The 13839-nt window shown below is 65.6% G+C and carries 10 protein-coding genes and 1 pseudogene; 8 read left to right on the top strand and 3 right to left on the bottom strand.

Annotated features, from left to right (window positions below; translation table 11 throughout):
- From JHD07_RS17010 to JHD07_RS16975, 8 genes and pseudogenes are all read left to right on the top strand, one after another.
- On the top strand, window positions 1-389 hold a 389-nt coding region (locus JHD07_RS17010), incomplete at its 5' end, for an ABC transporter ATP-binding protein (RefSeq protein ID WP_291624255.1).
- An 86-nt stretch (window positions 390-475) separates the two neighbouring features.
- Window positions 476-2281 carry a gamma-glutamyltransferase family protein gene (locus JHD07_RS17005; RefSeq protein WP_291624254.1) on the top strand — a complete coding sequence of 602 codons (1806 nt, stop codon included), beginning with the start codon at window positions 476-478 and terminating at the stop codon, window positions 2279-2281.
- 9 nt (window positions 2282-2290) lie between these two features.
- Entirely contained in the window at window positions 2291-3001 is a 711-nt protein-coding gene (locus tag JHD07_RS17000; RefSeq protein WP_291624252.1) for a DUF1028 domain-containing protein, read from the top strand.
- Entirely contained in the window at window positions 2998-3987 is a 990-nt protein-coding gene (locus JHD07_RS16995) for an ABC transporter ATP-binding protein (protein ID WP_291624250.1), read from the top strand. Before JHD07_RS17000 ends, JHD07_RS16995 begins: the two co-directional genes overlap by 4 nt.
- The gene (locus tag JHD07_RS16990) at window positions 3987-5087 is read left to right on the top strand and encodes an ABC transporter ATP-binding protein (protein ID WP_291624248.1); all 1101 of its coding nucleotides are present in this window, start codon (window positions 3987-3989) and stop codon (window positions 5085-5087) included. The genes JHD07_RS16995 and JHD07_RS16990 overlap by 1 nt, the downstream gene beginning before the upstream one ends.
- Window positions 5088-5110: 23 nt before the next feature.
- Complete coding sequence (locus JHD07_RS16985) at window positions 5111-6634, top strand: ABC transporter substrate-binding protein (protein WP_291624246.1); 1524 nt, start codon at window positions 5111-5113, stop codon at window positions 6632-6634.
- A gap of 103 nt (window positions 6635-6737) precedes the next feature.
- A pseudogene (locus JHD07_RS16980) lies at window positions 6738-7680 on the top strand (ABC transporter permease).
- A 3-nt stretch (window positions 7681-7683) separates the two neighbouring features.
- Window positions 7684-8571, top strand: coding sequence for an ABC transporter permease (locus JHD07_RS16975; RefSeq protein WP_291624244.1), 888 nt, complete (start codon window positions 7684-7686; stop codon window positions 8569-8571).
- Window positions 8572-8740: 169 nt separating this feature from the next.
- Here JHD07_RS16975 and JHD07_RS16970 read toward each other — a convergent pair whose 3' ends face one another.
- From JHD07_RS16970 to JHD07_RS16960, 3 genes are all read right to left on the bottom strand, one after another.
- A complete protein-coding gene (locus JHD07_RS16970) occupies window positions 8741-9487 on the bottom strand; it encodes a hypothetical protein (RefSeq protein ID WP_291624242.1) in 747 nt (248 codons plus the stop codon).
- Window positions 9488-9708: 221 nt separating this feature from the next.
- Window positions 9709-12804, bottom strand: a complete 3096-nt coding sequence (locus tag JHD07_RS16965) for a MexW/MexI family multidrug efflux RND transporter permease subunit (RefSeq protein WP_291624257.1) — start codon at window positions 12802-12804, stop codon at window positions 9709-9711.
- Window positions 12805-12872: 68 nt separating this feature from the next.
- Window positions 12873-13839 (bottom strand): efflux RND transporter periplasmic adaptor subunit (locus JHD07_RS16960; RefSeq protein WP_291624240.1); only part of this gene is annotated, 967 nt, incomplete at its 5' end.

Raw genomic sequence — 13839 nt, 5'->3', positions numbered from 1 at the left:
TTCTCAACCTGATGCGCGACCTCCAGGACAAGTTCGGCCTGACCTACATGTTCATCAGCCACAACCTCGCCGTGGTGCGCCACATGGCGAGCCGCGTCGGCGTGATGTATCTCGGCCGCATCGTCGAGATCGCCGAAGGGCGCGAGCTGTTCGCCAATCCGCGCATGCCCTACACCAAGATGCTGCTCGGCGCGGTGCCCGATCTCTCCATGAGCGGCCGCCAGCGCATTCCGGTGAAGGGCGAGATCCCGAGCCCGATCAACCCGCCCCCCGGCTGCGCCTTCAACCCGCGCTGCCCGCTGGCGTTCGATCTCTGCCGCAAGGAAGCCCCGGACCTGATCGACGGCGTCGCCTGCCACGCGGTCAACACCGCGCCGGTCCCGGCGTGACGCGCGCGTGCCATGCAGCCTGCGCATTGGCGGCGTGGCATCGGCTGTGATCAATTGCGCGCGCCGGAAATAAGGTGGTGAAGTTCATGGGCAGCAATATCAATCCCGATCCGTTCACGACCAGGCCCGAGATCGAGGGCACGTTCGGGGTCGTCGCCTCGACGCACTGGATTGCGACCGCCGTCGGCATGGGCCTTCTGGAAAAGGGCGGCAATGCCTTCGACGCCGGCGTCGCCACCGCCTTCACGCTCCAGGTGGTCGAGCCGCATCTGAACGGGCCCGGCGGCGACGTGCCCATCATCGTCCATGACGTCAAGCGCGGCCGCACCGAGGTGATCTGCGGCCAGGGCCCGGCGCCGTCGCGCGCCACCATCGCGCATTACAAGAGCGAGGGCCTCGACATGGTGCCGGGCACCGGCCTGCTCGCCGCCTGCGTTCCCGGCACCTTCGAATCCTGGATGATGCTGCTGCGAGACTACGGCACGATGCGCGTGCGCGACGTCCTGGAGCCGGCGATCTCCTACGCCCGCGAGGGCTATCCGCTGGTCGAACGCGCCTGCGCCACGATCCAGACCGTCGAGCAGTTGTTCCGTCAGCATTGGCCGACCTCGGCCGCGGTGTACCTGCCGAACGGCGAAGTGCCGAGACCCGGCACGCTATTCACCAACACAACGCTCGCCGCGACCTACGCCCGCATTCTTAGGGAGGCTGAGAGCGGCGGCGGCGGCCGCGATGCCGAAATCGAGCGCGCGCGCAAAGCCTGGTCGCAAGGCTTCGTCGCAGAGGCCATCGACAAGTTCTGCCGGACCCAGGAGGTGATGGACGTCAGCGGCTCGCCGCATCGCGGCGTGCTCTCGGCCGACGACATGGCGCGCTGGCAGCCGACGATCGAGGCGCCGCTCACCTATGATTATGGCCGTTACACCGTCTGCAAGGCCGGCGTCTGGAGTCAGGGTCCGGTGACGCTGCAGCAGCTCGCGCTGCTGAAGGGCTTCGCGCTCGACGGGCTCGACCCGACCGGGCCGGAATTCATCCATCTCCAGATCGAATGCGCCAAGCTGGCCTTCGCCGACCGTGAAAAATTCTACGGCGATCCCAAGTTCACCGAGATCCCGATCGCGACGCTATTGTCGGATGCCTACACCGACGAGCGCCGCAAGCTCGTCACCGACAAGGCTTCGCTCGATTTCATCCCCGGCACGGTCGAGGGCCTCGGCGGCGTGGTCAAGCTGCGCCGCGCCGAAGGCCAGCGCGAGGCCGTCGGCGCGCTCGGCGCCGGCGAGCCGACCGTCGGGCGCTTCGGCGAAGTGCGCGGCGATACCGTGCATTTCGACATCATCGACAAGGCGGGCAACATGGTGTCCTCGACGCCGTCGGGCGGCTGGCTGCAATCTTCGCCGATCATTCCCGAGCTCGGCTTTTGCCTGGGCAGCCGTGCCCAGATGTTCTGGCTGGAGGAAGGCCACCCGGCCGCGCTCGCGCCGGGCAAGCGGCCGCGCACCACGCTGTCGCCGACCATGGCGCTGCGCGATGGCGAGCCGTATCTCGCCTGGGGCTCGCCCGGCGGCGACCAGCAGGATCAGTGGATCACGCAATTCTTCCTGCGCCACGTCCATTGCGACCTCAATCTCCAGGAAGCCATCGACGCGCCGGCCTGGCACTCCGAGCATTTCCCGATCTCGTTCTGGCCGCGCACCGCGCGCCCCGGCGTGCTCGTGGTCGAGAACCGCGTGCCGAAGGCGACGATCGAAAACCTGCGCGAGCGCGGGCATATCGTCGAGGTCGGGCCGGACTGGTCCGAAGGCCGCCTCACGGCGGCCTCGCGGGTCGGTCCGCGCCGGCGCGCCGCCGCCAATCCGCGCGGCATGCAAGGCTACGCGGCAGGACGCTGAAGGCAGCACATGACCTGGTCGATCATCGCGCGCGATCCTGCCACCGGCCAGTTCGGCATCGCAGTAGCGACCCGCTTCTTCGCAGTCGGTGCGCGCGTGCCTTACATCGCCGCCGGCCTCGGCGCCATCGCGACGCAGGCCTTCGTCAACCCCTATTACGGCATCGACGGCGTCAAGCTGCTGCGCGAAGGTTTGAACGCACACGATTTGCTCGCAACCCTGCTCGCGACCGACGCAGGCCGCGAGAGCCGCCAGGTCCACATCATGGATGCCAGCGGCGAGATCGCCGCGCATACAGGGCGCGACTGTGTCGATTGGTGCGGTCACATCGCGGGCAGCGGCTTCTCGATCGCGGGCAACATGCTCGCCTGCGCCGACGTGCTCGACGAGACTGCAAAAACCTACATCGCCAATGACAGCCTCCCCTTCCCGCGCCGTCTGCTCGCGGCGATGCGCGCCGGCGAAGCCGCCGGCGGCGACAAGCGCGGCAAACAGTCGGCCGCGCTCGTGATCCACGGCGAGGAGGAATGGCCGGCACTCGACATTCGCGCCGACGATCACCCCGATCCGATCGCTGAACTCGAACGGCTCGAGCGCGTCAGCCACGAGCTCTGGGTGCATTTCCGCGCGTCCATGCCGACGCGGCAGAACCCGGCCGGCAACACCGATCGCAGCGTCATCGACGCCAGCATCGCTGCGGCGAGCGCGAGGCGATCATGAGCGCCAGCCCCCTCATCGAGATCAAGGACCTGCGCATCCGCTTTCATGGCGACGACGGCCGCATCACCCACGCGGTCGACAGCGTCGATCTCAGCGTCGCCAATGGCGAGACGCTCGGTATCGTCGGCGAATCCGGCTGCGGCAAGAGCGTGACGTCGCTGGCGATCATGGGCCTCTTGCCGAAGCAGAGCGCGGAGATATCAGGCGCGATCCGCTTCGACGGTTTCGACCTGTTGAAGACCCCGGACCAGACGCTGCGCGACCTCCGCGGCAACCGGCTGGCGATGATCTTCCAGGAACCGATGACCTCGCTCAACCCGAGTTTCACGATCGGCGACCAGATCATCGAAACGATCCTGCGCCATCGCGGCGGCTCGCGAAAGAGCGCGCGGAACCGCGCAATCGAGCTGCTGCGCCGCGTCCATATCCCATCGCCCGAACGGCGCATCGACGACTATCCGCACAAGCTCTCGGGCGGCATGCGCCAGCGCGTCATGATCGCGATGGCGCTGGCCTGCGACCCGCGCCTCCTCATCGCCGACGAGCCGACGACGGCGCTCGACGTCACCCTGCAGGCCCAGATCCTGGAGCTGATGCGCGAGCTGAAGGCCGCCAGCGGCGCCGCGATCATCCTGATCACCCACGACCTCGGCGTCGTCGCCGAGGTCTGCGACGAGGTCGCGGTGATGTATGCCGGCGAGATCGTCGAGCGCGCGCCGGCGGACGAATTGTTCTCCGCGCCGCAGCATCCGTACACTGTCGGCCTGCTCGGCTCGATCCCGCGGCTCGATCATCGCGCCGAACAGCTCGCGACGATCGAAGGCATGGTCCCGAACATGGCCCAGCCGCCCGCCGGTTGCCGCTTCGCCGCGCGCTGCCCGTTCGTGCTGGACGCCTGCACCAGCGCGCCACCGCCGCTGATCGAAGTCGGCGCCGGCCATCTCTCGCGCTGCATCCGCGCGCCACTCGAATTGCTGGTGCCGTGATGGCGCTCCTCGAGGTCGAAGGCCTGGTCAAGCATTTCGTCGCCGAGCGCTCGCTGTTCGGCAGGGCGCTGGCGCACGTCAAGGCGGTCGATGGCGTTTCGTTCTCGCTCGACGCCGGCAAGACGCTGGCGCTCGTCGGCGAATCCGGATGCGGCAAGTCCACCGTCAGCCGTCTGGTGCTGCGACTGATCGAGCCGAATGCGGGCGCGGTCCGCTTCGACGGCCGAGACCTCCTTTCGCTAGACGCCAGCGGCTTGCGCGCCTTCCGCCGCCAGGCGCAGATCATCTTCCAGGACCCCTACGCCTCGCTCAACCCACGCATGACGGTCGGCCAGATCCTGACCGAGCCGCTGGCCCTCCACGATCTCGTGCCGCCGGCCCAGCGGCGCGAGCGGGTCGCGGAAATCCTGCGGCTGGTCGGGCTGGAGCCGCGGCTCGAGCGGCGGTATCCGCACGAATTCTCCGGCGGCCAGCGCCAGCGCATCGCCATCGCCCGCGCGCTCGCCGTCGAACCAAAGCTGATCATCTGCGACGAGCCGGTCTCGGCGCTCGACGTCTCGATCCGCTCGCAGATCCTCAACCTGCTGCGCGAGCTGCAGGACCGGCTTGGCTTGGCCTATATTTTCGTCTCGCATGACCTCGCCGTGGTCAAACACATCGCCGACCATGTCGCGGTGATGAATCTTGGCCAGATCGTCGAGACGGCTGAGGCCGACGCCCTGTTCGCGGCGCCGAGCCATCCCTACAGCCGGGCGCTGCTGTCCGCGATCCCCGTGCCTAAACCGCGGGCAAAGCGCAGCCGCATTGTGCTGCAAGGTGAGATCCCCAGCGCACTGAATCCGCCACCGGGATGCCGCTTCCACACCCGTTGCCCCTACGTGGTCGAGCGCTGCCGCAGCGAAATGCCTCGGCTGGTCGCGGATGGCATTGGACATGCAACGGCCTGCCATCGAACGTCGGAACTGCCGCCCTCAGCGGCGATCGTCCCGTCCGACGGCGGCTTTTCGCCGGTCCTTGAAAAATTGGTTGCCGCCTTCAGCGGCGGCCCGGAAGCAGTCCGCGCGCGCGGGGTTGGTCCATTGGGGACCGCCCCCGCATAGCCGCAAAACAGAGGTTGATAGCGATGAGTTTCATGCGAGTGGCAATCCTGGCGTCGACCCTGCTGACGTCGCTCGTGGGCGCAGCCCAAAGCGAAGTCCAGGCTCAGACCACGCTGCGCATCGGCATCGCCGAGGACCCCGATATCCTCGATCCCAGCATCGGCCGCACCTATGTCGGCCGCATCGTCTTCTCCGCCTTCTGTGACAAGCTGTTCGACATCGACGAGAAGCTCAACATCGTGCCACAGCTGGCACTGTCCCACGAGACCTCGGCCGACGGCAAGGAGATGACGATCAAGCTCCGGCCGGGCGTCAAATTCCACGACGGCGAGCCGCTGGACGCCGAAGCCGCGAAGTTCTCGATCGAGCGTCACATGACGCTGCCGACCTCGTTCCGCAAGTCCGAGCTCGCCAGCGTCGACCACGTCGAGGTGGTCGATCCTCTCACCATCAAGCTGGTGCTGAAGACGCCCTACTCGCCACTGATCGCCCAGCTCACCGACCGCTCCGGCATGATGGTCTCGCCGAAGGCGGCGAAGGAGGCCGGCGACAAGTTCGGCCTGCATCCGGTCTGCGCCGGCCCCTACAAATTTGTCGAGCGCGTCCAGCAGGACCGCATGGTGTTCGAGAAGTTCGCCGACTACTGGAACAAGGACAACATCCATATCGACCGCGTCGTGTTCCTGCCGATCGTGGATGCCACCGTGCGCCTCGCGAACCTCAAGTCGGGTGGCCTCGACCTGATCGAGCGCGTGCTCGCCACCGACATCAAGGATGTGCGGGCCGATTCCCGGCTCGTGCTGTCGACGGCTCCGGAGCTCGGCTATCTCGGCCTGACCGTGAATGTCGGCAACGACAAGACCAAGGGGCCGCTGAGCCAGTCGGCCAAGGTGCGTCAGGCGCTTGACCTGTCGATCGACCGCGAGGCTCTCAACCAGGTCGTCTTCAACGGCGAGTTCACGCCCGGCAATCAATGGGTCAGCCCGAAGCACCCCTATTACCAGAAGGCCTTCCCGGTCCGCGGCCGTGACATCGCCAAGGCCAAGGCACTGTTGAAGGAGGCCGGCGTCACCGCGCCCGTGACCGTCGACTACATGATCCCGAAGGGCGCGGAGAACGAGGCCGTCGCCCAGGTCGTCCAATCGATGGCGGCGGAAGCCGGCTTCGACATCAAGATCCGCGCGGTCGAATTCGCGACGACCTTCAAGCAGGCCCAGGCCGGCGAGTTCCAGGTCTTCCAGATCAACTGGAGCGGCCGCATCGATCCCGACGGCAATTCCTACATCTTCATGCGCAGCAAGGCGCCGCAGAACGACGGAGGCTATTCCAATCCCGAGGCCGACAAGCTGATGGAAGAGGGGCGAGCGACAGCGAACGTCGACGAGCGCAAGGCGATCTACGCCAAGCTGACCAAGATCTTGCTCGACGACCTGCCGATCATCTACGTCTATCACCGTACGCTTCTGATCGCGCACACCAAGAAGCTCGAGGGTTACCGGCAGATGCCCGATGGCCTCGTGCGCGTGGTCGGGCTGAAGTTCAAGTGACAGACCTGATGACGACCATGGCGTGTCCCGAACGCGGCGTAGCGCATGAGAGCTGCTCCGCACAGCCAGCATGTTGCGCAGCGCCCGGGGCACACGCCGCACCATGCTGAACTTCCTCGCCCGCCGGATCGCGCAGATCGTACCGACGCTGTTCTTCGTGTCGGTTCTGATCTTCTCGCTGCAGCAATTGCTGCCGGGTGACCCCGCGCTGGTGATGGCCGGCGAGGAGCGCGATCCCGCGGTGATCGAGCAGATCCGCCAGCAGTACAAGCTCGACCAGCCGATCCCCGTGCAATACGCCTATTGGGCTCAAAGGCGTCCTCTCGGGGAATTTTGGCGAGTCGCTGCGCAACAAGATGCCGGTGCGCGAGCTGATCGCACAGAAACTGCCCGTGACGCTGCAGCTCGGCTCGATGGCGATCCTGATCGCGTTCTGCATCGGCATCCCCGCCGGCATCGTCTCCGCGGTGAAGAAGGGCACGGCCTGGGACTATGCCGCCAATCTGTTCGCGCTGTGGGGCATCTCGACGCCGAATTTCTGGCTCGGAATCCTCCTGATCTTCCTGTTCTCGATCAAGCTCGGCTGGCTGCCGGCCTCGGGCTACGTGCCGCTGACCGAGGACTGGCGCGCGAGTCTCGCCGCCACCATCATGCCGGCCTTCGTGCTCGGCAACGCGATTTCCGCGATCCTGATGCGACACACCCGCAGCGCCATGCTCCAGGTGCTAGAGAGCGACTATGTCCGCACCGCTCGCGCGAAGGGTCTTTCCGAGCGCTCCGTCATCCTCAAGCACGCCATGCGCAATGCGCTGACGCCGATCATCACGCTCGGCGCGCTCGAGCTCGGGACACTGCTGTCGGGCGCGGTGCTGACCGAGCAGATCTTTTCCATTCCCGGCTTCGGCAAGCTCATCGTCGATGCCGTGTTCAATCGCGACTACGCGGTGGTGCAAGGCGTGGTGCTGGTGACGGCCACCGTCTACATCACCCTGAACCTCGTTGCCGACGTCGCCTATGTGCTCGTGAATCCGCGACTGAGGGGCTAGGCGATGACCGATGCAGCCCTGCCAGCCAGTCCCGCCACGCAGGCCTACGAACTCGACAGCCCGGCACGCCGGGCGCGCCGGCGCCTGTTCAAGCGCAAGGCCGCCGTGTTCGGGCTCGTCGTGATCACAGTATTCATCCTGCTTGCCGCGCTTGCGCCGCTGGTCGTACCCTACGATCCGATCGCGACGAGCTGGAGCCTGGTGCGTAAGCCGCCGACCGTGGCGCACTGGTTCGGCACCGACGACCTAGGCCGCGACATCCTCAGCCGCGTCGTCTACGGTGCGCGCGCCTCCCTTCTCGCGGGCCTGATCTCAGTTGCGATCGCGCTCGGTATCGGCGTGCCGCTCGGTCTCCTTGCCGGCTATCGCGGCGGTTTCACCGACGCGCTGATCAGCCGGATCACCGATGCGATGCTGGCCTGCCCGTTCCTGATCCTGGCAATTGCGCTCGCGGCATTCCTTGGGCCGAGCCTCGGCAACGCCATGATCGCGATCGGCATCTCGGCGACACCGATCTTCATCCGCCTGACCCGCGGCCAAGTGCTCGTCGTCAAGGCCGAGGACTATGTCGAGGCCGCGCGCGCCCTCGGCAATCCGCCGTGGCGGATCGCGTTCTCGCACATTTTGCCGAACATCCTGCCGGCGCTGCTAGTGCAGGCGACGCTCTCGATCGCTGCGGCCATCATCGCCGAGGCCGCACTCTCCTTCCTCGGTCTCGGCCAGCAGCCGCCGGCGCCGTCCTGGGGCAGCATGCTCAACGCGGCACAGCGCTTCCTCACCCAGGCGCCCTGGATGGCAATCTGGCCGGGCCTTGCGATTTTCCTCGTCGTGCTGTCGCTGAACCTGCTCGGCGACGGCCTGCGCGACGCGCTCGACCCAAGGCAGCGCTGAGGCGACGCAAAGAAATAGCGGCGAGGCTTGTTCACCTCTCCCGGAGGGAGAGGTCGAATTGCGAAGCAATTCGGGTGAGGGGACCAGCTCTGTCGAGGGAAGAACCCCTCACCCGGCGCTACGCGCCGACCTCTCCCCTTGGGAGAGGTGAAATTCCACCGTCAACTGCTCAAATCACCACTTCCCGCAGCACACGGCGGCAATCCATCTCGTATTCGAGATCGACCACCGGCGGCCGGGCGAAATGCCAGGTCAGACCGGACCGCAATGCGCCACGACGGACCAGTTCGTCGACCAGCGCGTGGTGGAAGTCGTGCACCGAGTAAGCCTGCACGCCAGTGGTGTCCTTCCAGCCGAAGCCAAAGGCCGCCATCCGCTTTTCCATCTGCGACGTCGTCGTGAAACGCACCTTCTCCAGCAGTCCCTCCGGGCTGAGGTCGCGGTAGCGCACCGTGCGCTCGACATAGGTGCCGCTGCCCTCGCGTGCCTCCGCACCGCCGGCGATGACGAAGCTGGGCGCGTTCGATCGGGTCGGGCGTGTGAAGGAGAACGCGTAGAATGACGGCTCGGACGGCGGATCGATCTCCGGACAGACGTTGCTGCGCGCGACCGGATTGGTGGAGCCATCGAAGATGCCCCATTCCGACAGCGTCTTCACATAGTGCAGGTTGAAAGCGCGAAAGCCTTCCTCGCTGAAGGCCGCCGGTGAGCGCAACTCGCAGGCGCAGAATGCCGTCAGCGGGCGGCCCGCCTCCTTGATGAACTTTGCGGCCAGCGCAAACCCTTCCGCGAGCGGCACCAGGCGGTCGAAGCGGACGCGCTCGATCTCGTAGCCCTCATCCGCGGCCGCGCCCGCCGAATATTGGAACACGGACGGAATGAAGCGATAGTTTCCGGCAGCAAAGTCACGCGTCATGTTGACCCCCATTCGAGTGGCACGCGAATGCCCGGCGCCGTTGAGCCGGCGCTTCAGGTGCCAGTCAGGGAACCGTCGGCGCAAATCCTGACCAGCACGGCAAAACCTAGCAAGAAGACCGGGCCTTGTCTCTCGCAAGCGCGGGACGGGCCTCACCCGAGAACAAAAAAGGGCGGCAGCGGATGACCGCTGCCGCCCTTGGGGCTGGTCTCGCTTCGGCCTCAGGTCGGCCGCAGCACCTTCGTGTCGAGATCGAGGTCGTTGATCTGCTTGTTCCGCTCCGAATCGGCGGCCGCGCGATGGTCGGTCGCCAGCACCACATAGACCGCCGGCAGCACGAACAGCGTGAACAGTGTGCCGATCGACATGCCGGCGACGACCACGAGACCGATCGAGAAGCGGCTGGCCGCGCCTGCCCCGGTCGCGGTCAGGAGCGGGATCAGGCCGGTCACCATCGCGGCCGTGGTCATCAGGATCGGCCGCAGGCGGATGCGGGCCGACATCTCGATGGCCGAGCGGCGGTCGAGCCGCTCGTTGACCTGGAGCTCGTTGGCGAACTCCACCATCAGGATGCCGTGCTTGGTGATCAAGCCGACCAGCGTGAGCAGACCGACCTGGGTGTAAATGTTCATCGTCGCCATGCCGAAGAACAGCGGGATCAGCGCGCCCACGATCGCCATCGGCACCGAGATCATGATGACCAGCGGGTCGCGCAGGCTCTCGAACTGCGCGGCCAGCACCAGGAAAATGATGATCAGCGCGAAGCCGAAGGTGATCGCGAGCTGGTTGCCTTCCTGCACGTATTGACGGCTGTCCGCCAGATAGTCGTGGCTGAAGCCTTGCGGCAGCTTCTTGGCCTCGCCTTCAAGGAAGTCCACCGCAGCGCCGACGGTGACGCCCGGCATCGGCACGGCCGAGAACGTCGCCGAGTTGAGCTGGTTGAAGTGAGTCAGCGAATTCGGGTCGGTTTTCGTTCTGATGGAGACCACAGTCGACAGCGGAAGCTGCTGGCCGGTATTGGTGGTCACGTAGAAGCCGGCAATCGAGTCAGGCGACAGCCGCTTGGCGCGAGGCACCTGTGGAATGACCTGGTATGAACGGCCCTCGAGATTGAAGCGATTGATGTAGTTACCGCCAAGCAGCACCGCGAGCGTGGCGCCGAGGTTCTGCATGTTGACCCCGAGGTCCTGCGCCTTGGTGCGGTCGATCGTCACCTCCACGTTCGGCTGGTTGTAGGCGAGGTCGCTGTCGGAGACGATGAACATGCCGCTCTTTCGCGCGGCGTCCTTCAGCTTCTCCATCTCCTCATAGACCGTCTGGAAGCCGGCGGTGGAGTTGATCACCATCTGGATCGGCAGACCGCCCGGGCCGCCCGGCAGCGGCGGCAGGTTGAATGCGAAAGCCTGCACGCCCTCGATCTTGGAGAGCTCGGCCTGCACCAGCGGCTTCAGCTGGATCGCCGAGCGCTTGCGCTCGTCCCACGGCTTGAGCAGCATGCCGGCGATGCCGCCCTGCGGGCCGTTGATGCCGTTCAGCACGAAGCGCAGATCGGTCTCGGGGAATTTCGCGAACTCCTTGTCGAGCTTCTCGCCATAGAAATCGAGATAATCGATGTTTGCGTATTTCGGAGCCTTGGTCACCGCGAACACGATGCCCTGGTCTTCCTCGGGCGCCAGCTCCTTGGAGGTGTGCATATAGAGGAAGCCGACGAGACCCAGGATCGTGATCGCGAACAGGCCGGTGATGGCCTTGTAATCGAGCGAGCGATCGAGCCTGCGCCCGTACCAGCGCGTCATCGCGCCGAACACCCGGTTCACGAGCTTGGCGAAGCGGCCTTCTTCGGTATTCTTCAGCAGCACCGAGCACATCATCGGCGACAGCGTGAGTGCGATCACGCCCGACACGATCACAGAGCCCGCAAGCGTGAAGGCGAATTCGCGAAACAGCGAACCGGTGAGACCGCCGAGGAATCCGATCGGCGCGTACACCGCAGCGAGCGTGATGGTCATCGAGATGACCGGGCCGACGATTTCGCGCGCTCCTTGCAGCGAGGCCTGGACCGGCGTCTTGCCCTCCTCCAGATGGCGATGGATGTTCTCCACCACCACGATGGCGTCGTCGACCACGAGGCCGATCGCCAGCACCATCGCGAGCAGCGTCAGGAGGTTGAAGCTGAAGCCCAGCGCCAGCATCATGGTGCAGACGCCGATCATCGACAGCGGAATGGTGACGACGGGAATGATGACCGACCGCAGTGAGGCCAGGAACAGGAAGATGACCACGATCACGATGATCACGGCTTCGCCCAATGTATTCCGCACCTCGTCGATCGAAGACTGGATGAACTTGGTCGAGTCGTAGGCCACCTTCATCTTCATCGACGGCGGAAGGCTGCGCTCGAGTTCGGGGAATAGCGCGCGCACGCCCTTGACCAGCGTCAACGGGTTGCCTTGCGGCGTGGCGTTCACACCGATGAAGATCGCGCGCTCGCCGTTGAAGGCGACGCTGGCGTCCGTGCTCTGGGCCGCAAGCTCGACGGTGGCGATATCCTCCATCCGCACGAAGCCGCCGTCCCTGGCCCTGACGATCATCTTCTTGAACTGGTCGACGTTGGTCAGGCCGGTATTGGTCGAGACGTTCGAGACGATCAGATAGCCTTTGGTCTGGCCCGCCGCCGATTGGAAGTTATTGGCCTGGATGGCCGCAGCGACGTCCGCCGGCGACACATTGCGGCCCGCCATCTTCACGGGATCGAGCCACAGCCGCATCGCAAAGGTCTGGCCGCCCAGGATGTCGGCCGAGGCGACGCCGTCGACCGTCGACAGCACCGGTTGCACCACGCGCGTCAGATAGTCGGAGATCGCCGAGCCGGACAGCTCCTCGGACGAGAAGCCGAGATACATCACGGCCGTGGTCTGGCCGGTGGTCTTGGTGACAATCGGGTCGTTGGATTCCCTCGGAATCAGGTACTTCACCGAGTTGGTCTTCGCCAGCACCTCGGTGAGGGCCTGGTTCGGATCGAAATTCAGCTTGATGTAGACCTGGATCGTCGAGGTGCCGAGCACGGAGGACGAGGTGATGTAGTCGACACCCTCGGCGGAAGCGACCGCCTGCTCGATCGGCGTGGTGATGAAGCCCTGGATCAGGTCCGCGGACGCGCCGGGATAGACGGTCGTGATGTTGATGACCGTGTTCGACAGCTTCGGATATTGCCGGATCGGCAGCACCATCGCCGCACGCAGGCCGATCAGCAGGATCAGCAGGCTGACGACGACTGCCAGGACCGGTCGTTTGATGAAAATGTCGGTAAAGGCCATCGCGGCGATCTCGATTCTATGTCTCAACAGACGTGATCCGGCCGGGCCGGATCACGCGCGTGCATGTGTCAGTAGCGCGGCGGCTGCGCCGGAATCGGCGGCATCGGATCGGTCGAAATCGACACCGGCGCGCCCGATTGCAGCTTGAGCTGGCCGAGCGCGACGACCTTGTCGCCCGCCTTCAGGCCCTTGACGATTTCGACGCGACCCTCGACCCGGCTGCCGGTCTGCACGAAGGTACGCACCGCCGACAGGCTGGTCTTGCCGTCCTCTTCCTTCTTCTCGGCAATCACGAACACGGAGTCGCCGTACAGCGTGTAGTCGACCGCCGTTTCCGGAACGGTGATCACGGCGGGCTTCTCGGGCAGCACCACGGTCGTGGTGACAAACATGCCGGGCTTCAGGATCTTCTCGGGATTGGCTATCGTCGCCTGCACGCGGATGTTGCGGGTATCGGTCGAGATCTGCGGCTCGATCGTGGTGATCTTGCCTTCGAAGGTGCGGCCCGGATAGGCGTCGACCCTGAGCCGGACGACCTGGCCGACCTTGAGGCTGCCGGAATCCTTTTCGGTCACGGTGAAGTTGGCCCACAGCTCGGACAGATCGGTCAGCGACACGATCGCGGTGCCGGCCGTCAGATACTGGCCGACCTCGACCTTGCGCATGCCGAGATCGCCGGAGAACGGCGCGCGCACCAGCTTCTGCGAGATCAACGCCTCCGTCTTGGCGATGCCGGCGAGCGCCTGGTCGTAGGCGGCCTGCGCAGTATCGACGGTCGCCTGCGGACCGAACTGGCGCGCGGCCAATTGCTTGGCGCGGTCGAGCGACAGCTGCGCGACAGTCGCCTGCGCCTTGTAGTTGGCGAGGTCGCCTTGATCCGGCGCGTCGAACAGCTGCACCAGCGGCGTGCCGGCCTCGACCCGCGTACCCGGCTCGAACTTGATCTCCGTGACGCGGCCGTTGACGTCGGCGGAAACGTCGACCTGATGCACGGCAACGAGACTGCCGACCGCGGTGAGCAGGTTCGGCACCACC

Source organism: Bradyrhizobium sp., from assembly GCF_016462955.1.
In the GTDB taxonomy this organism is placed as follows: Bacteria; Pseudomonadota; Alphaproteobacteria; order Rhizobiales; family Xanthobacteraceae; genus Bradyrhizobium.
The sequence above is the reverse complement of the archived record's forward strand: the minus strand, read 5'-3'. Positions and strand labels throughout refer to the sequence as shown.